Consider the following 18,198-nt stretch of genomic DNA (forward strand, 5'->3'; position numbering starts at 1 on the left):
AGGGCGCAGCACTGGCTTGCCCTGCATCTGCTAGCCTTTACAGCCTTGTTTATCCGAAAATTCAACCAAAATCAAAAACTCTAAACAGCTTCTATATCATCCTTTATGCCTTTTCAGCTTTTGAAAAAGCGCTTCTCTTCTCAATCTACTCACAATTAAAATGCTTACAGCAAAAATCACCAAATGGCAACTAAAAGCTAATAACCTCTCAAAAAAAGATTCTTTGGAAATTATTGTCCAGCTACTAGGGAGAAAGTCCCTGTTTAAGAGTGGCAGAGAGGAGATTCTATCAAAAAGAAAATGAGTGAATAATAGAAGGAAAGCGATGAGAAGCAAAGTAAATCTTGAAGCCCTAACTTTTTTTGACCATAGAAAAGAAGTTGCTACTAAGAAGAGTATAGGTTTTAACCAGAAATAAAACCAATAAGGGCCAAACATTCTATTGATAACCGCAAAGTAAGAATCATCAACTAATGAAAATTCATTGTTCCAAAACGCTTCTAATATCAAAATTGGCAAATACAGGAACCCCGCCCACTTTACAGCCAGTAACATAGAAGCTTCTATGTTAGGCGAGAAAATGGTGTCACTATCTTTTCTTGAATAACTAACCAAATACCCTAATAGATAGAATACTCCAAAGCCAACAAAATAAGATTCTGTAATACTGACCAACATTTTTGCTTCTACAGACTTAACAACAAATGCGCCACCAGGAAATACACGCCCAGTCCTAACAAGTCATTGGCAGTGGTGATGAAAGGCCCGGCGGCTACAGCGGGGTTCACGCCGTATTTATCCAGAATCATTGGTGTGACGGTGCCCATGAACGAAGACAGCAACACCACGCTGAACAACGCCACGGCCACTACCAATGACAAGGTCAGCTCCACGCCAAACAACAGATTGAAACCCAGCACCAGCCCTGACATGACTAACCCGTTGATGATAGCCACCAGCAATACTTTCACAATTCTGGTGGTGAAATTATCAAACAGCACCGTCTTGTTGGCCAGCGTCTGAATGATGATGGATGAGGACTGAATGCCCACGTTTCCGCCGGTGGCGGTAATCAAAGGGGTGAACATGGCTAAGGCGGGAATAATGGCGATATCGCCTTCAAACAGGCCAATGAAACGGGCACCCAGTAAACCGCCCACCATGCCTACCATGAGCCACGGCAAACGCGCACGGGAGAGCCGGAACACGCTGTCGTCTTCCTCAATGTTTTCGGTGATACCGGTCATGAGCTGGCGGCTCAGTTCAGCTTGTTCCTGAATCACGTCAATGACGTCGTCAATGGTGATGCGGCCCAGCAAACGGCCTTGTATGTTGACCACCGGAATAGCGTCCAGATCATATTTCTGCATCACGCTGGCTACTTCCTGTTCGTCTTTGAACGACTCAATGGCAATCACATCGGGGTCGTAGACTTTGGCAATGGGCGTGTCATCTCCGCAGAGAATAAGCGTTTTCATGCTCAAGCGGCCCAAGAGTTTGTCGCGGTCATCTACCACGTAAATGGCGTAGACTTTCTCCACGTCTTCGGCTTGCCGCCTGATTTCATCTATGCATTGCCCCACATGCCAGTTGATGTTCACTTTGATGAGCTCCTTGGCCATGAGACCGCCGGCGCAATCTTCGTCATAGTGCAAGAGGTCAATAATGTAGGCTACGTGTTCGCGGTCTTCCAGCTGGGCAATGATTTCCTCTTTGCGCTGCACGCTTTGCTCGTTGAGCACGTCTACCGCGTCATCAGAGTCCATCTCGGCTATGTAGCGGGCCACCTCCTCAATGGTGAAGTTCTTGAGGAAATTGGTGCGCACATCGGTATCCAGGTCGCTCAGGATTTCAGCGCCCACCTCGGCGGGCAGTAAATCCATCACATACTTGCTCTGCTCCAGGTTGAGTTCATAGAGCACCGTGGTGATGTCTGGAGGGTACATTTCCTCCATGTTGGAGAGAATGAACGCGGCATCACGGCGCTCAATGGCGTCTTCTATCTGGTCAATGAACTCGCGGGTGATTTCAGTTTGCATGCTGCTGAATCAAGAGGGTCAACTGGATAAACTCGTCTACGCTCAACTGTTCGGCGCGTTTATCAAACTGCGGGTCTTGCGTGACCGCCACAGGTAAATTAAAGGGTTTTAGGCAGTTTCTTAAGGTTTTCCGCCTAGTGGCGAAGCTGGTTTTGACCACCTTGAAAAACAGTTTCTCATCACACGGCAGCTGCGCCACTTCATTACGCGTCAAGCGCACCACGGCAGATTTCACCTTAGGCGGTGGATTGAACACGTGCTCATGCACCGTGAACAGGTACTCAATAGTATAAAACGCCTGCAAAAGCACACTCATGATGCCGTAGGTTTTGGAGCCATGCGGCGCGGCAATGCGTTCGGCCACCTCTTTCTGAATCATGCCCACGCTTTCGGGCACCTGGTCGCGGTGCTCCAGAATCTTGAAGAAAATCTGGCTGGAGATGTTGTACGGGAAATTCCCAATCACCGCGAAGGGCCCTTTGAAGAGCGTTTTCAGGTCGGTTTTCAGAAAATCGGCGAAAAGTACGCGGCCCTCCAGCTGCGGAAAATGTTCGTTGAGCCAGGCAATGCTTTCGCGGTCAATGTCTACAATGGTGGTCTGGTACTCTGGGTGCTGCACCAGAAATTGGGTGAGCACGCCCATGCCGGGGCCCACCTCCAGCACCTCCTGCACGCCGTTGGGCAGCCTGAGCGCCTCTACTATCTTCTGGGCGATGTTGAGGTCGGTGAGGAAGTGCTGACCTAGGTGTTTCTTGGGCTGGACGGGCTTCACAGGTTTTCGGTTTCCGTTTGTTCAGGCTATATTGCAGCTCAAAGATACACATCTTATGCGCACAGAACTGACCTACGCCGCAACATTACCGGCAAATACCAGCACCGCCGTGCTGATTCCCGGCCGCGAGCAACTCCCCGTGGAGCTTTTCTCCGCTGATGAACTGGACTACATCAACCGCCAGCTGGAGCTCAAGAGCACGCTGGTGACCCTGAATAAACTCACCCACCAACTCTACCTGGTGCTCACCGAGCCCAAGAAAAAGGAAACGCTCACCCAGGAAGCCCTCCGCAAAGCGGGAAACGCCCTGCTGCAGCGCCTGGCGGCGGATAAAGTGGAGCATGTGGTGCTGCTGGACGGTGCCGACGGCGAAGCCGCCCTATACGTAGCCGAAGGGTTGGTGTTGAGCAACTACGCTTTCACCGGCTATAAAACTGAAAAGAACACGCCGCCTTGCCTGAACACGGTGACCATTACCGGCGTGGGCGTGACGCAAACCCAGGTGAATGAACTGGCCAACCTGCTGGATGCCGTGTATCATACCCGTGACTTGGTGAACACGCCGCCCAACATGCAGACGGCGGTGATGCTGAGCGAACAGATTGCCGAAATGCTGGAAGGCACCGGCGTGAAGGTGGAAGTGCTGGACGAGGTACAGATTCAGTCCCTAAAAATGGGCGGTCTGTTGAGCGTGAACCAAGCCTCTGACCAAGCCCCGACTTTTAATATTCTGGAGTGGAAGCCCGAGAATGCCACCAACGCCCAACCGGTGATTCTGGTAGGCAAAGGCGTGGTCTATGACACCGGCGGGCTGAGCATTAAGCCCACCCCCAACTCCATGGACTACATGAAGTCAGACATGTCGGGAGCGGCGGCTGTGGCCGGAACGTTGTACGCCTTAGCAAAGAACAATGTACCGCTGCACGTTATTGGCCTGATTCCGGCTACCGATAACCTTATTAGCGGCAAGGGTTTCGCCCCCGGCGATGTGATTACCATGCACAGCGGCCACTCTGTGGAAGTCTTGAACACCGATGCTGAAGGCCGCCTGATTCTGGCTGATGCCTTGCACTTTGCCAAACGCTACAACCCGGCCTTGGTCATTGACATTGCCACCCTCACCGGGGCCGCCGCCCGCGCCATTGGCCGCGAAGGCATCTGCATGATGGGCACCGCCGATGACCTGCTTAAAACCGATTTGAAATTGGCCGGCGAAATGGCGCATGAGCGGCTGGTGGAATTTCCGCTGTGGGATGAGTACCAGGAGCACCTGAAATCAGACATTGCTGATTTGAAGAACATCGGCGGGGCCGAAGCAGGGGCTATCTCGGCGGGAAAATTTCTGGAGTTCTTCACCAACTACCCCTGGATTCACCTGGACATCGCCGGTACGGCGTACCTCTTGAGCCCAGACTCTTACCGGGGCAAGCACGCCACCGGCAGTAGCGTGCGCCTGCTGTACCATTTCCTTACCTCACAAGCTACTGCTTAAGCAATGGAGCCAAAACAAAAGCCCCGCATTGGGATTACCATAGGTGACGTGGCCGGCATTGGGCCGGAAGTGATTCTGAAAACCTTCGCCGATAACCGGGTACTGCATTTCTGCACGCCCGTAGTCTACGGCACCGCTGCTGCGCTGAACAAATACCGTAAGCTGCTGGCGCTGGAGAACTTCAGTTTTCACACCATTCAGGCGTTTGACCAGCTGCATTTCAAGAAACTGAACGTTCTGAACGTGCAGGAGGAGGAAATTGATTTTACGCCCGGCGTTCCTACTCCTGCCACCGGCGCCATTGCCCGTACGGCATTGCTGCGCGCCGCTCAGGACTTGAAAGATGGCCATATACAAGCCATTGTCACCGCGCCCATCGACAAAGACAACACCCAGGGCGAAGGCTTTCAGTTCCCCGGACACACCGAGTTCTTCACCACGTTTTTCAATGCACCGGAGAGCCTGATGTTCCTGGTTTCCTCCAGCGGCTTGCGCGTGGCTACGGTAACCGGGCATTTACCGCTGAAAGATGTAGCCAACACCCTCACCCCGGAACTGCTCATCCGGAAACTCACCATTCTGGACAATTCCCTGCGCAAAGACTTCGGAATTCAGAAACCGAAAATTGCGGTGCTGGGTCTGAATCCGCACGCGGGGGAAAACGGATTGCTGGGCACTGAGGAAGCAGAACTGATTCTGCCCGTGATTGAGCAGTTGAAGAACAAAGGCAACCTGGTCTTCGGGCCGTTCCCCGCCGATGGTTACTTTGGTACCCGCAGCTATCAGAAGTTTGATGCTACGCTAGCGCTGTACCATGACCAAGGGTTGATTCCGTTCAAGACACTGGCCTTTGAGAACGGTGTGAACTTTACCGCCGGCCTGCCCATTGTGCGTACCTCCCCTGACCACGGCACCGCCTATGACATTGCCGGTCAGAACAAAGCAGATGAGACCTCGTTCAGAGAAGCTCTGTTTGCGGCCGTAGATATTCTAAGGTCGCGGGCTGGGGTGTAACTCTTAGCCTGGTAAAATTTTCTTGAATGCGTTTTCGGCCTGTTTTCTGGAAAACGGGCCGAAAACGCATTTTAGTTTATTGTACATATTTAAAAGAACCTTCGTATATTGGGTATATGAGAACAGTGGTTTTACATCTGCCAGCAAATATAGATCTAGATGAACGGCAAACAGCCCGCTTTCTAGCTGCTAAACTCTATGAGTCAGGCAAACTATCTCTCGGCCATGCGGCCGAACTTGCAGGCCTTTCCAAGGTGGCTTTCGCTGAAATCTTGGGAGACTTTAATGTTTCCTTGTTTAACTACCCCGCGAGTGAAATAGGTAGAGATGCCGCTGCCATCTAAAATAGTCATTGCAGATACCAGCTGCTTTATCCTGCTAGACAAGATTGGCGAACTGCCCCTACTTAAAGCTCTCTTCAGAGAAGTAGTGACCACTACTGTTATTGCCACTGAGTTTGGCTCACCGCTTCCAGACTGGATTTCTATTGAAGAAGTAACCAATATAAGATATCAGAAATTACTCGAATTAGAAGTAGACAAAGGAGAAGCAAGCGCTATTGCCCTAAGCTCTGAAAAAGAAGAGAATGTGCTAATTCTTGACGACCTTCAAGCTCGTAAACTTGCTCAAAGACTAGGGTTACCTTTCACTGGAACATTGGGAATAATTGCCAAAGCGAAACAAGTAGGTATTATATCATCTGTAAAGCCAATTATTGAAAAGATAAAAGGCACAAATTTTCGCTTTAGCGAAGAAATTTTCTCAAGTATGCTCAAAGTAGCGGGTGAGGTTTAGAATAAAGTAGGGTATGAACAAGAAGCCTGTCATAATCTCACAAACTATTAAAACCCTGCAGATCAGCACCATTGCCAAGCTACCTTGACTACAAGAAAGAATTGAAGAAAGTATTATGGAATAAATATTTGGGTTCAGATTCATGTAAGCCATAATTCCCACCACATCTACTTCCAATTTATATCTCCCTCATTATGAACCACTCCTGTTTTTAGCCTGTTTTCCCAAAAGTAGGCCAAAAACGGCTTTTGTTTAACCCCAGCAAAAAAGGCATTTGTATTTTATATTTAAGATATTTCTGCTAATTTTGCGACTTGCTAAAAAAGAGGCAACGTGAAGGAGATAAAGAAATACGACATCAACCTTGTACGGCTCGCGAACAAGCAGCACACCTACGAGTTTGAATTGGGCGAACCCTTCTTTGAGTTGTTCAGCCGGGAGATCATCCATGGCGGCAACCTGAAAGCGGAGGTGACGCTGCACAAGTCAGAGCTTCTTTTGCAGTTTGACTTCCATATCAAAGGAACGGTTCGCCTGACCTGCGACCGGAGCCTGGAGGAATTTGAGCACCCCCTGGAAGTTAACCAGACGCTGCACGTGCGGTACGGGCCAGAAGATTTGGAACTGGACGAGAACGTGCTGCAGATAGTACCAGAGACGCAGTATATCAACATCGCACAGCACCTGTATGACTACATTGGGCTGGCGGTACCCATGAAAAAGCTGTGCCCCCGGTTTGTAGAGGAAGATTTGGAGCGGGAAGATGACCCGGAGGCAGACGGCCTCTTAATCTACTCCACTCCTGTGGAAGACAATGACGACGAGGACGATGATGAGGACGGTCCGCTGGACCCCCGCTTCGCCGCCCTTAAAAAGCTTAAATAAGTTTCTAACCAATTTTGTAATAATTACCTGAGATGGCACATCCTAAGCGAAAAATCTCCAAAACCAGAAGAGATAAGAGAAGAACGCACGACAAATTGACGCCCAAAGCGATTTCTATCTGCCCTAACACCGGTGAAGTACACCAATACCACAGAAGCTACGTGGTAGACGGTGATTTATACTACAAAGGCAAAGTGGCCATCAAAAATTATACCTCTGTTGCGTAATAAAGCTTGCCTGGTCAGGCTTTATTTTAGTTACTTGTAGTATAATTTACGAAATACGCTTTACATGAAAATAGCTCTGGATGCAATGGGCGGCGACTTCGCCCCCGAAGCAGTTGTAGAAGGCGCACTTTTGGCGGCTGAGACGTTAACGGATGAGATTGAGATTTTCCTTATTGGAGATGAAGATACCGTTCATTCCCTCCTGCAAAAGCACCACTACACCGGTTCCAGAGTTCAGGTTGTTCACGCATCTCAAGTCATTGGGATGGGTGAACACCCTACCAAAGCCCTCACCCAGAAACCAGACTCCAGCATTGCCGTGGGCTACGGCCTGTTGGCCAGCAAGAAGGTAGACGCCTTCTGCAGCGCCGGCAACACGGGGGCCATGCTGGTGGGGGCAGTTTTCAGCGTGAAACAGGTAGAGGGCATCCTGCGGCCGGCCCTGGCAAGCTTTATCCCTAAGCTCTCCGGCGGCTACGGCGTTCTTTTAGACGTGGGCGCAATAGCCGACTGCAAACCGGAGATCCTGGAGCAGTTTGGGGAGATTGGCTCTATCTGCGCTGAATACCTCTTAGATATTGAGAAGCCCCGCGTAGGGCTCATGAACCTGGGCGAGGAAGAGGGCAAAGGCACCATGGTGACCCAACCCGCCCACAAACTCCTCAAAGAAAACAAATCCATCCACTTTATCGGCAACATTGAAGGGCGTGATGTCTTTAATGACAAAGCAGATGTCATTGTGTGTGACGGTTTTACCGGTAACGTGATTCTGAAAATGGCGGAGTCTATCTATGACATACTCCGGGAGAAAAACTTCAGAGACCCCTTCTTTGACCGTTTCAACTATGAGGCGGTAGGCGGTAGCCCCGTGTTAGGGGTGAACGGCAATGCAGTGATTGGCCACGGCGTGTCCAGCCCCACTGCTATCTGCAACATGGTGCACCTGGCCAACAAAATGGCAGAAAGCCACATTGCAGATAAATTCAGGAAATACTTCAGCGCTTAAACGGCGCCCTTCACCAGACAAGCCCAACCGAACCATATGAGCAAACTTACGGCCGCCATCACCGGTGTGAGCGGATATGTCCCTGACTATGTGTTAACCAACAAGGAGTTGGAGACCATGGTAGAAACCAATGACGAGTGGATTGTTTCCCGTACCGGCATCAAAGAAAGACGCATTCTGAAAGGCGAAGACCAGGGAACGTCGGCCATTGCCATTCCGGCGGTACTGGAACTGCTGAAGAAAACCAATACCCAGCCAGAGGAAGTAGACCTGCTCATCTGCGCCACCACCACCCCAGACATGGTGTTCCCGGCAACGGCTAACATCATTTGTGCAGAGGTAGGCGCCGTGAACGCGTTTGGCTATGATTTACAGGCGGCCTGTTCCGGCTTCCTGTTTGCGCTGGCTACCGGTGCCCAGTTTATAGAAACCGGCAAATACAAGAAAGTGATTGTGGTAGGGGCTGATAAAATGTCTGCCATTGTTGATTATACAGACCGGGCCACCTGCATCATCTTTGGAGATGGCGGCGGCGCGGTGATGCTGGAACCGAACACTGAAGGCCTGGGCATACAAGACAGCATCTTGAAGTCAGACGGCTCGGGAGCCCCCTTCCTGCACATGAAAGCCGGCGGCAGCCGCAGGCCCGCTACCGCAGAGACCGTGGCCCGCAGAGAGCATTACGCCTTCCAGGAGGGCCAGCAGGTATTCAAATTTGCGGTGAAAGGCATGGCAGACGTGTCTGCCGAAGTCATGGAGCGCAACAACCTCACCCATGAAGATGTGGCGTGGCTGGTGCCGCACCAGGCCAACAAACGCATCATTGACGCCACGGCCAACCGCATGGGCGTGGGTCCGGAGAAAGTGATGCTGAATATCCAGAAGTACGGCAACACCACCAGCGGTACCATTCCGCTGTGCCTGTGGGAATATGAGTCTCAGCTGAAAAAAGGGGATAACATTATTCTGGCCGCTTTTGGCGGAGGTTTCACCTGGGGTGCCGTTTACCTGAAATGGGCCTATGACCCTAAGTAATCTGCTCATTTTTAGACGTTATTTCTGAAACAGAATCAAAAAATTCGGCTATCTTTGGCCGAATTTTTTTATGTCAAATCGGGAGAAACCCGCAGGCATTTTAAACCGAAACACACACAACCACTATGGCAACTACCGCTGATTTCCGCAACGGGCTTTGCATTGAATTTAACGGCGACCTCTGGATCATCACTGAGTTTCAGCACGTGAAACCAGGGAAAGGCCCGGCGTTTGTCCGTACCAAACTGAAAAACATCAAAACCGGCAAAGTGGTAGACAATACCTTCACGGCCGGTGTCAAGGTAACCACCGCCCGCGTGGAGCAGCGCCCGCACCAGTTCATCTACAAAGATGACTACGGCTACAACTTCATGGACATGAGCACCTTTGAGCAAGTGGTGCTGGAAGAGAAGATGGTGCCGTTTGCTGACCTGATGAAAGAAGGCCAGGAGGTAACCATTCTGTTCCACGCTGAGACAGAAACCCCGCTCACCGCTGAACTGCCCACGTACGTAGAGTTAACCATTACGTATACAGAGCCGGGCATCAAAGGTGATACCGCCACCAACGCCTCAAAACCTGCCACCGTAGAAACCGGCGCCACCATCTCAGTGCCGTTGTTTATTGGCCAAGACGAAAAAATAAAGGTAGACACGCGTACCTATACCTACGCCGAACGAGTAAAATAGAACTATGAAAGCTAAGGAAATCCAAGAACTGATTGATTTCATTGCGAAATCAGGCCTGAACAAAGTTGACATTGAGACAGAAGAGTTCAAGATCTCTGTGCAGCGCGAGGCAAGCCAGAAAGTAAAATTCACTTCGGCCCCGGCCGCCGCCCCGGCTCCTGCCCCGCTGGCTGCTGCTCCGGCCCCGCTGGCTGCCCCGGCCGCTGCCCCGGCAGCGCCAGCGCAACCCGCCGCTGATGATACCAGCAAGTACATCACCATCAAAGCGCCCATGATTGGTACCTTGTACCGCTCTGCCAACCCAGAGTCACCCGCGTTTGTAAACGTAGGAGATGAAATCAAAAAAGGACAGGTGATCTGTATCATTGAAGCCATGAAACTGTTCAACGAGATTGAATCTGAGGTTTCTGGCCGCATTGTGAAAGTGCTGGTAGACAACGCCTCACCGGTTGAGTACGACCAGCCGTTGTTCCTGGTTGACCCGAGCTAACTAATTATGAATTAAAAATTAAGAATTATGAATGGGTGAACTATTCATAATTCTTTGGTTTAGAAGAGTCCGTTTAACCTCCGCCTTCTTTCAAGCAAATAGTTCTTTTCTTACAAGGTCTGCCGTTTTTGGCCTACTTTTTCAAAAAGAGGCCGAAAACAGGAAATTCAGGAAAGGCACTTGGCATTGAAGCCACGCAAAGTTGAAAGGCAGAAACAGGACAGGTTCTTCCATTTTTAATTCTTAATTTCTAAATCCTAATTAAAAGAACTGTGTTCAAAAAAATACTAATTGCCAACCGGGGTGAGATTGCGCTAAGGATTATCCGGACGTGCAAGGAGATGGGGATCAAGACAGTGGCGGTGTACTCAACCGCCGACAAGGAAAGCCTGCACGTGCGCTTCGCGGATGAGGCGGTGTGCATTGGCCCCGCCCCAAGTGCCAAGTCTTACCTGAACATCCCTAACCTGATTGCCGCGGCAGAAATCACCAACGCAGACGCTATTCACCCGGGCTACGGTTTCCTGTCTGAAAACGCCGAGTTTTCCAGAATCTGCGCCGAAAACGGAATCAAGTTCATTGGCGCCACGCCAGAGATGATCAACTCCATGGGAGACAAGTCATCTGCCAAAGACACCATGAAAAAGGCGGGTGTGCCTACCATTCCTGGTTCTGAGGGTCTGTTGACCTCTGCCGAGCAAGGCAAGAAACTGGCTGCCAAGATCAAATATCCGGTGATCATCAAGGCTACGGCCGGGGGCGGTGGCCGCGGCATGCGCATCATCAAGTCTGCCGAGGAGTTTGACAAGGCCTGGAACGATGCCCGTCAGGAAGCCAAAGCGGCCTTCGGGAATGACGGTATGTACCTGGAGAAGTTTGTGGAGGAGCCCCGCCATATTGAAATCCAGATAGTGGGCGACCAGTACGGCAAAGTGTGCCACCTCTCAGAGCGTGACTGCAGCATTCAGCGCCGTCACCAGAAGCTGATTGAAGAGACACCGTCGCCGTTTATTGATCAGGAACTGCGCGAGCGCATGGGCCAGGCAGCCATTGCCGGGGCGGCGGCCATCAACTATGAAGGCGTGGGCACCATTGAGTTCCTGGTAGACAAGCATAAGGAATTCTACTTCATGGAGATGAACACCCGTATTCAGGTGGAGCACCCCATCACGGAGGAGGTTGTGAACTATGACCTAATCAAAGAGCAGATCAAAGTAGCGGCCGGTATTCCTATTTCAGGCAAAAACTATTACCCGCAGATGCACGCCATTGAGTGCCGCATCAACGCGGAGGACCCAAAGGCTGGCTTCCGTCCCAGCCCAGGGAAAATCACCGTATTGCACATCCCGGGGGGGCACGGGGTACGGGTAGACACGCACGTGTATGCGGGCTACACCATTCCGGCCAACTATGACTCCATGATTGCCAAACTGATTGTGAGTGCCCAAACCCGCGAGGAGGCTATTGTGAAAATGAAGCGTGCGCTGAGCGAGTTCGTGATTGAAGGCATCAAGACCACCATTCCGTTCCACCTGGCCATGATGGATGATGAAGGCTTTAAGTCTGGCAACTTCACCACCAGCTACCTGGACAGCTATGACTTTACCCAGTTCTAATCAATTCAATTATTCCTAGAAACAGAAAGAGCAGCCGGTTTGGCTGCTCTTTCTGTTTTTGGCGTGTTTTTGGAAAAACAAGCCAAAAACAGGGTCATAATTTCTAGCTTAAGCAGGCTATACAACTGGTTTCAGCTTCTGGTCTGCGGCCACCAGTTCTTCCAGCTCCTGAAACCACTCCTCGCCGTATTTCCGCACCAGCGGCTCCCGCAGGAATTTGTAAACCGGCACCCCTAACTCCTGCCCAAATGAACAGGCCGGGTTGCAGATTTCCCAGCGGTCATAGTTGAGCGCCTCAAAGCCGTCATATTTCGTGATTCTGATGGGGTACAGATGGCAGGAGATGGGTTTCTTCCAGGAGATGATCCCTTCCAGGTACGCCTGCTCAATGGCGCATTTGAGCGTGAGGTTCTCGTCATAGATGGCGTAGGCACATTCCCGGTCGCCAATGGTGGGCGTGCTGTAGTCGCCTTCAAAATCCTCCACAAAGAGGCCTTGCTCCTCTACGGCCTTGATTCCCTCTACAGACATGAACGGTTTTACGTACTCATACGCCTCCGCTAGCAGCGGAAGCTCATCTTTATCCAGGGGGGCACCCAAATCACCCTCTACACAGCAGGCACCTTTGCATTTCTCCAGGTTACAGACAAAGAACTTGTCTTTGAGATCATCAGAGAGAACGGTATTTTGTAAGACTATCATGGCGGTTAACTATCAACAGGAAGACAAAAGTACCGCTAATTAAGTTCGGCCGCAAAACTGAGGGCACAACCAGAAACAGCAGCTGCGTTTTTGACCTGTTTTTCAGAAATCAGGCCTAAAACAGCTATCCTGCCATTACCCAGGCAAAGGAGTCTTCTTGGTTGTCAAAGAAGTGGGTGTTGAAAGGAACCGTATCACTAGACCTCTGGATTATGTTTTCTACTGCCATTTTATTGAAGATATCACTGGCCACAATCACTGCCATTTTCTTTAAACTTCCGGCTCTTGCAAACCGAGGGGCCCATTCTAAGGCTGTATATTCCTGGTCAGCTGGTCTTATAGCCTTGGCGTTGGTATTGTCGCCAATCCACCGCACCACCTCCTTCTCTTGTACTACTTGTAGATACACGTCCAAGACGGCCCGGTACTCATCACTGTTGGCAAACCCTTTCCAGCGGGTGCGCACCAGCTTCAGCTCCTCCTCATACGTGATAGAGATGATGTCACTTTTATAATAATCCATTGATATACCTATTGTCTGTCTGTCTGTCTGTCTGTCTGTCTGTCTGTCTGTCAAAGTTGGTTTAGTCTCTCTGCTAGCCCAATATAAGCTTTCACATGAAGACGGAAATATTTTGACCATTTGAAACTCAGTGGTTCCAAGCGCTCTGGTTAGTGCCCCCGCACAAACCTGGAACAGCCTACCAGAATCGCTGAAACCACAATATGTTTAGAAAAGCTGAATTTTAAAAGAAAAAGAGCTTCTTATACAGAAGCAGGCTTTCTTTTGGCTAGCCCCTGAACTTGCCACCTTTTTCCGTAAATTTGTGTTTCTTCTGAAGAAAGGACGATAGTACGCATGGATTATTTAAAACTCCTGAATGACTCGCAGCGCGCCGCTGTTTTAAATACGGAAGGCCCTTGTATGATTATTGCCGGTGCGGGCTCCGGCAAAACCAGAGTGTTGACCTACCGCATTGCGCATTTGCTCAACAAGGGCGTAGACCCGTTCAACATTCTGTCGTTGACCTTTACCAACAAGGCGGCCAAAGAGATGCGCGGGCGTATAGAGAAGGTGGTGGGCCCGGAGGCCAAGAACCTCTGGATGGGAACCTTCCACTCTGTTTTCTCCCGCATTCTGAGGGCAGAGGCCCAGAAGATTGGCTACCCCAGCCACTTCACCATCTATGACTCAGATGACTCCAAAACCCTGATCCGGAACATTGTGAAGGAGATGAACCTGGATGACAAGCTCTACAAGCCCAACGTGGTGCTGGGCAGGATTTCAGGCGCCAAGAACAAGTTGATCTCTGTAGCCCAGTACCTGCGCGACCCCGCCATTCAGGCAGATGATGAGGCCGCCCTTCGGCCCAAGATTGGGCAGATCTTTAAAACCTACGCTGAGCGCTGTTTCAGGGCCGGCGCCATGGACTTTGATGACTTGCTCTTCAACACCAACGTGCTGTTCAGAGACCATGTAGACGTGCTCAACAAGTACCAGCACATCTTCAAGTACGTGATGGTAGATGAGTACCAGGATACCAACTACAGCCAGTACCTGATCACCCGCAAGCTCTCAGCCAAAGACCGTAACATTTGCGTGGTGGGTGATGATGCTCAGAGTATCTATGCCTTCCGCGGCGCGGATATCCAGAACATTCTCAACTTTGAGAAAGACTACCCGGAGCTGGAGGTGTTCAAGCTGGAGCAGAATTACCGGTCTACCCAGCACATTGTGAACGCGGCCAGCTCAGTGATCAAGAACAACAAGGCCCAGCTGCGCAAGAATGTGTTCTCTGAGAATGAGGAAGGCCAGCTGATTGACGTCATCAAGGCCAGCTCAGACAATGAGGAGGGCAAGCTGGTGGCACACGCCATCTTTGAGGAGAAGATGAACAACCACCTCTCCTATGAGGATTTCGCCATTCTGTACCGCACCAACGCCCAAAGTAGGGCCATGGAAGAGGCGCTGCGCAAGATGAACATCAAGTACCGCATTGTGGGCGGCTTGTCGTTCTACCAGCGCAAGGAAATCAAAGACCTGATTGCATACCTGCGGCTGGCCATCAACCACAATGACGAGCAGGCGCTGCGCCGGGTCATCAACTACCCTAAACGTGGCATTGGCGAGACCACCGTAGAGAAACTCATTGTTACCGCCAATGAGATGAACCACAGCATCTGGGAAATTGTGAGCCACGCCAACCAGGTATTAGCCGGTAGAGCCGGGGCCGCCATTGAAGAGTTCGCCACCAAAATCAAGAGCTTTGCCGTGATGGCTGAGCAGAAAGACGCCTTTGACGCCGCCACCTACATTGCCAAACACTCAGGGCTGGTAGATGATCTGTACGCAGACAAATCAGTGGAAGGCCTGGCCCGCTATGAGAACATTCAGGAGCTCCTGAACGCCATCAAGGAGTTTGTAGACGACCCCGAGCGCGAAGACAAATCACTGGCCAACTTCCTGCAGGACATTGCCCTGCTCACAGACGCAGACACCAAGAAAGAGGACGAAGGCGAGTACGTGACCATGATGACCATCCACTCGGCCAAGGGTCTGGAGTTCAGGAACGTGTTCATTGTGGGCATGGAGGAAAACCTGTTCCCCAGCCAGATGATGATGCAGAGCCGTGCTGATCTGGAGGAGGAGCGCCGTCTGTTCTACGTGGCCATTACCCGGGCTGAGAAAAAACTGACCCTCTCCTACGCCACCAGCCGCTACCAGTGGGGCAACCTGCGGGCCGCTGAGAAAAGCCGGTTCATTGACGAGATTGACCCCAAGTTCCTGAACTTCAAGTTTGGCGATGAGCGTGGCCCGTTAGAGAAAGTGCTGCAGCGCAAGACACCCGCGGCGCAATTGATCACGCCCGCTCGCAAACCGGCAGCGGCCCCGTCTTATACCCCGCCAACCGACTTCACGCCCAGTGACACGTCTAACCTGCAGGCCGGAATGCGCGTAGAGCATCCTAAATTCGGGTTTGGCACCGTCACCAAGATGGACACCCAGGGCAATTCCACCAAAGCCATCATTACTTTTGAGGGCGTGGGTGAGAAAACACTGCTCCTGAGTTTTGCCAAGCTGCGTATACATGCGTAATTAGTAGTTATTCGTTCTTAGTTATTAGTTGTTCGCAATCCGGCCATTTCCGTTTTGGGGCTGTTTTTGTGAAAACAGCCCCAAAACGGAAAATGGTTTATTCACTTACCTTTCCTTCTCCCAAATGGCTCCTCATTTTGAGGTTTTGTCCTAACTAATAACGAACAACGAATAACTACCAACTAATTTTTCCTATTTTTGACACAGCAATCCAACCCATAGATATGGTAGCCAGTTCAACTTTCAAGCAAGAGCTTTTACTGCGGGAGTACGGCCGCAACGTGCAAAACATTGTCCAGTATATCTTAACCGTTGATGACCGCACCAAGCGTACGCAGTTGGCCCAGTTGCTGGTAAACCTGATGGGGCGCCTGAACCCGAATGTGAAAGACATTCAGGATGCCCAGCAGACTCTCTGGAATCACCTGTACGTGATGTCAGACGGCAAGCTGGACGTAGACGCCCCCTTCCAGCTGAGTGCCATGGAGTACCTCAATGACAAGCCGCAGAAGGTAGACTACCCCAGCCATACTCCCAAGTACATGCACTATGGCACCAACCTGGAGCGCCTCATTGAGAAAGCCAAGCAGATCAATGATGCCCAGGAGCGGGAGGCCGCCATCATCTCAATTGGCAAACTCATGAAAGTGCTGTACCGCACCTACAACAAAGACAGCGTCACAGACCAGGTCATCCTGGAAAACCTGCGCGACCTCTCTAAAGGTGAGCTGGACCTGGATTCTGCGTTGTTAGAGAAAGGCGGCCTCTTTGAGAGCAACATCAAAACCCCGCAGGGCCCCAGCAACAACAACTACCCTAACAACCAGAAAAACAAAGGGTACCAGAACAAGAATCAGAACAACAGAAAGAATAAGTAAGAACGCATGGCTTCTTTTGAAGTAATAGGTGGCCGACCTTTAAAAGGCGAAATTATTCCGCAGGGAGCAAAAAACGAGGCGCTGCAAATTCTGTGTGCGGTCTTACTGACCCCTGACCCCGTGATTATTTCTAACATCCCTAACATCAGGGACGTGAACAAGCTCATTGAGCTTCTGCGGGACATGGGCGTACAGGTGGAGCAGACAGCGCCAGACACGTATATCTTCCAGGCCGAAGACGTGAACCTGGACTACCTCACCTCAGAGAAATTTATTGACCAGGCCCGCGCCATTAGAGGATCTGTGATGATTTTAGGGCCTTTGCTGGCCCGTTTTGGGATGGCAAAGCTGCCTAAACCGGGCGGGGACAAAATTGGCCGCCGCCGTCTGGACACCCACTTTATTGGTTTTGAGAAACTAGGGGCTAAGTTCACCTATGACTCTGAAGACAGCTTCTACCACCTGGAAGGCAAGAACCTGAAAGGCACGTACATGCTGCTGGATGAAGCTTCTGTGACCGGAACCGCCAACATTGTGATGGCGGCCGTGCTGGCCGAAGGCATCACCACCATCTACAACGCCGCCTGTGAGCCGTACCTGCAGCAGCTTTGCAAAATGCTGGTGCGCATGGGCGCGAAAATCAACGGCATTGGCTCCAACCTGCTTATCATTGAGGGCGTGGAGAAACTGGGCGGTACTGAGCACCGCATGCTGCCAGACATGATTGAGATTGGCTCCTTCATTGGCTTAGCGGGTATGACCGGTTCTGAAATCACCATCAAAGACGCGCAGATCAGGGAGCTGGGGCTAATCCCAGATACGTTCCGCAGGCTGGGCATCCAGATGGAGTTCAGGGGCGATGATATTTACATTCCGGCCCAGGACTCTTATGAAATTGACACCTACATAGATGGCTCTATCCTGACTGTTTCTGACCATACCTGGCCCGGCTTCACGCCAGATTTGCTGAGCATCGCGCTGGTGGTGGCCACCCAGGCCAAGGGAACGGTACTCATTCACCAGAAAATGTTTGAAAGCCGCCTGTTCTTTGTAGACAAACTGATTGACATGGGCGCGCAGATTATTCTCTGTGACCCACACCGGGCCACAGTGATTGGCCAGAACAAGCAGGTGCCGCTGCGCGGAATCTCCATGACCTCCCCTGACATCAGAGCGGGTCAGGCCCTGTTGATTGCCGCCCTTTCGGCCGAAGGCCGTAGCGTGATTCACAACATTGAGCAGATTGACCGCGGTTACCAGAACATTGACGGCCGTCTGAACGCCATTGGGGCACAGATTACGCGTCTGTAACTGAAAATTATTTTTGAATAGCAAAGGGAGCCCGGTACAGGCTCCCTTTCTGCGTTTACAGCCATTCCGGGCGCATTTCACCAGAGTTCTGGTTTGGGTCTGTTTTCTTAAAAACAGCCCGGAAACGCAAAAGCAGCCCTTTTTATTGTG

The 18,198-nt window shown here is 51.0% G+C and carries 19 protein-coding genes; 15 read left to right on the plus strand and 4 right to left on the minus strand.

All coding sequences use genetic code 11. From position 1 onward, the window contains the following. A partial coding sequence (locus FHS90_RS22270) for a hypothetical protein (protein ID WP_220483024.1) occupies positions 1-194 on the plus strand: 194 nt, incomplete at its 5' end. A gap of 492 nt (positions 195-686) precedes the next feature. Here the strand turns inward: FHS90_RS22270 and mgtE are convergent. Both mgtE and rsmA read right to left on the minus strand, forming a co-directional pair. Beyond that, positions 687-2,039: a magnesium transporter gene (mgtE, locus tag FHS90_RS08355; protein WP_182512699.1), complete on the minus strand. Its 1,353-nt coding sequence runs from the start codon at positions 2,037-2,039 to the stop codon at positions 687-689. Beyond that, on the minus strand, positions 2,029-2,811 hold the full coding sequence (rsmA, locus tag FHS90_RS08360; protein ID WP_182512700.1) for a 16S rRNA (adenine(1518)-N(6)/adenine(1519)-N(6))-dimethyltransferase RsmA: 783 nt from the start codon (positions 2,809-2,811) through the stop codon (positions 2,029-2,031). The genes mgtE and rsmA overlap by 11 nt, the downstream gene beginning before the upstream one ends. Positions 2,812-2,866: 55 nt before the next feature. On the opposite strand from rsmA, the gene FHS90_RS08365 reads away from it, so the two are divergent. The 11 genes from FHS90_RS08365 to accC all read left to right on the plus strand — a co-directional run bounded on the left by FHS90_RS08365 (position 2,867) and on the right by accC (position 12,060). Next, positions 2,867-4,303: a leucyl aminopeptidase family protein gene (locus FHS90_RS08365; protein ID WP_182512701.1), complete on the plus strand. Its 1,437-nt coding sequence runs from the start codon at positions 2,867-2,869 to the stop codon at positions 4,301-4,303. A gap of 3 nt (positions 4,304-4,306) precedes the next feature. Then, positions 4,307-5,317, plus strand: coding sequence for a 4-hydroxythreonine-4-phosphate dehydrogenase PdxA (gene pdxA, locus FHS90_RS08370; protein ID WP_182512702.1), 1,011 nt, complete (start codon positions 4,307-4,309; stop codon positions 5,315-5,317). A gap of 116 nt (positions 5,318-5,433) precedes the next feature. Then, positions 5,434-5,661 carry a UPF0175 family protein gene (locus FHS90_RS08375; protein ID WP_066831442.1) on the plus strand — a complete coding sequence of 76 codons (228 nt, stop codon included), beginning with the start codon at positions 5,434-5,436 and terminating at the stop codon, positions 5,659-5,661. After that, complete coding sequence (locus FHS90_RS08380; RefSeq protein ID WP_066831446.1) at positions 5,645-6,112, plus strand: PIN domain-containing protein; 468 nt, start codon at positions 5,645-5,647, stop codon at positions 6,110-6,112. Before FHS90_RS08375 ends, FHS90_RS08380 begins: the two co-directional genes overlap by 17 nt. 333 nt (positions 6,113-6,445) lie before the next feature. Beyond that, entirely contained in the window at positions 6,446-6,997 is a 552-nt protein-coding gene (locus tag FHS90_RS08385) for a YceD family protein (protein ID WP_066831449.1), read from the plus strand. Positions 6,998-7,029: 32 nt separating this feature from the next. Next, positions 7,030-7,224, plus strand: a complete 195-nt coding sequence (rpmF, locus tag FHS90_RS08390) for a 50S ribosomal protein L32 (protein WP_066831452.1) — start codon at positions 7,030-7,032, stop codon at positions 7,222-7,224. Positions 7,225-7,288: 64 nt separating this feature from the next. Beyond that, complete coding sequence (gene plsX, locus FHS90_RS08395; protein WP_066831454.1) at positions 7,289-8,230, plus strand: phosphate acyltransferase PlsX; 942 nt, start codon at positions 7,289-7,291, stop codon at positions 8,228-8,230. A gap of 36 nt (positions 8,231-8,266) precedes the next feature. Then, a complete protein-coding gene (locus FHS90_RS08400; protein WP_066831457.1) occupies positions 8,267-9,265 on the plus strand; it encodes a beta-ketoacyl-ACP synthase III in 999 nt (332 codons plus the stop codon). Positions 9,266-9,390: 125 nt separating this feature from the next. Next, positions 9,391-9,954, plus strand: a complete 564-nt coding sequence (efp, locus tag FHS90_RS08405) for an elongation factor P (protein ID WP_066831460.1) — start codon at positions 9,391-9,393, stop codon at positions 9,952-9,954. Positions 9,955-9,958: 4 nt separating this feature from the next. Next, a complete protein-coding gene (accB, locus tag FHS90_RS08410; protein ID WP_182512703.1) occupies positions 9,959-10,444 on the plus strand; it encodes an acetyl-CoA carboxylase biotin carboxyl carrier protein in 486 nt (161 codons plus the stop codon). Positions 10,445-10,716: 272 nt separating this feature from the next. Continuing rightward, the gene (gene accC / locus FHS90_RS08415; RefSeq protein ID WP_066831466.1) at positions 10,717-12,060 is read left to right on the plus strand and encodes an acetyl-CoA carboxylase biotin carboxylase subunit; all 1,344 of its coding nucleotides are present in this window, start codon (positions 10,717-10,719) and stop codon (positions 12,058-12,060) included. Between the two features lie 117 nt (positions 12,061-12,177). Here the strand turns inward: accC and FHS90_RS08420 are convergent, their stop codons facing one another. Then, the gene (locus FHS90_RS08420) at positions 12,178-12,762 is read right to left on the minus strand and encodes a DUF3109 family protein (protein WP_066831469.1); all 585 of its coding nucleotides are present in this window, start codon (positions 12,760-12,762) and stop codon (positions 12,178-12,180) included. Between the two features lie 124 nt (positions 12,763-12,886). Beyond that, entirely contained in the window at positions 12,887-13,285 is a 399-nt protein-coding gene (locus FHS90_RS08425) for a hypothetical protein (protein ID WP_182512704.1), read from the minus strand. Positions 13,286-13,621: 336 nt separating this feature from the next. On the opposite strand from FHS90_RS08425, the gene FHS90_RS08430 reads away from it, so the two are divergent. The 3 genes from FHS90_RS08430 to murA all read left to right on the plus strand — a co-directional run bounded on the left by FHS90_RS08430 (position 13,622) and on the right by murA (position 18,048). Beyond that, positions 13,622-15,859 (plus strand): ATP-dependent helicase, encoded by a 2,238-nt coding sequence (locus FHS90_RS08430; protein ID WP_066831475.1) that lies wholly within the window; start codon positions 13,622-13,624, stop codon positions 15,857-15,859. 224 nt (positions 15,860-16,083) lie between these two features. Next, positions 16,084-16,737, plus strand: a complete 654-nt coding sequence (locus FHS90_RS08435) for a DUF4290 domain-containing protein (protein ID WP_182512705.1) — start codon at positions 16,084-16,086, stop codon at positions 16,735-16,737. Positions 16,738-16,743: 6 nt separating this feature from the next. Next, the gene (murA, locus tag FHS90_RS08440; protein ID WP_066831478.1) at positions 16,744-18,048 is read left to right on the plus strand and encodes a UDP-N-acetylglucosamine 1-carboxyvinyltransferase; all 1,305 of its coding nucleotides are present in this window, start codon (positions 16,744-16,746) and stop codon (positions 18,046-18,048) included. The last annotated feature ends 150 nt before the right edge of the window (positions 18,049-18,198 follow it).

This window comes from Rufibacter ruber (assembly GCF_014138425.1).
Classification (GTDB): Bacteria; Bacteroidota; Bacteroidia; order Cytophagales; family Hymenobacteraceae; genus Nibribacter; species Nibribacter ruber_C.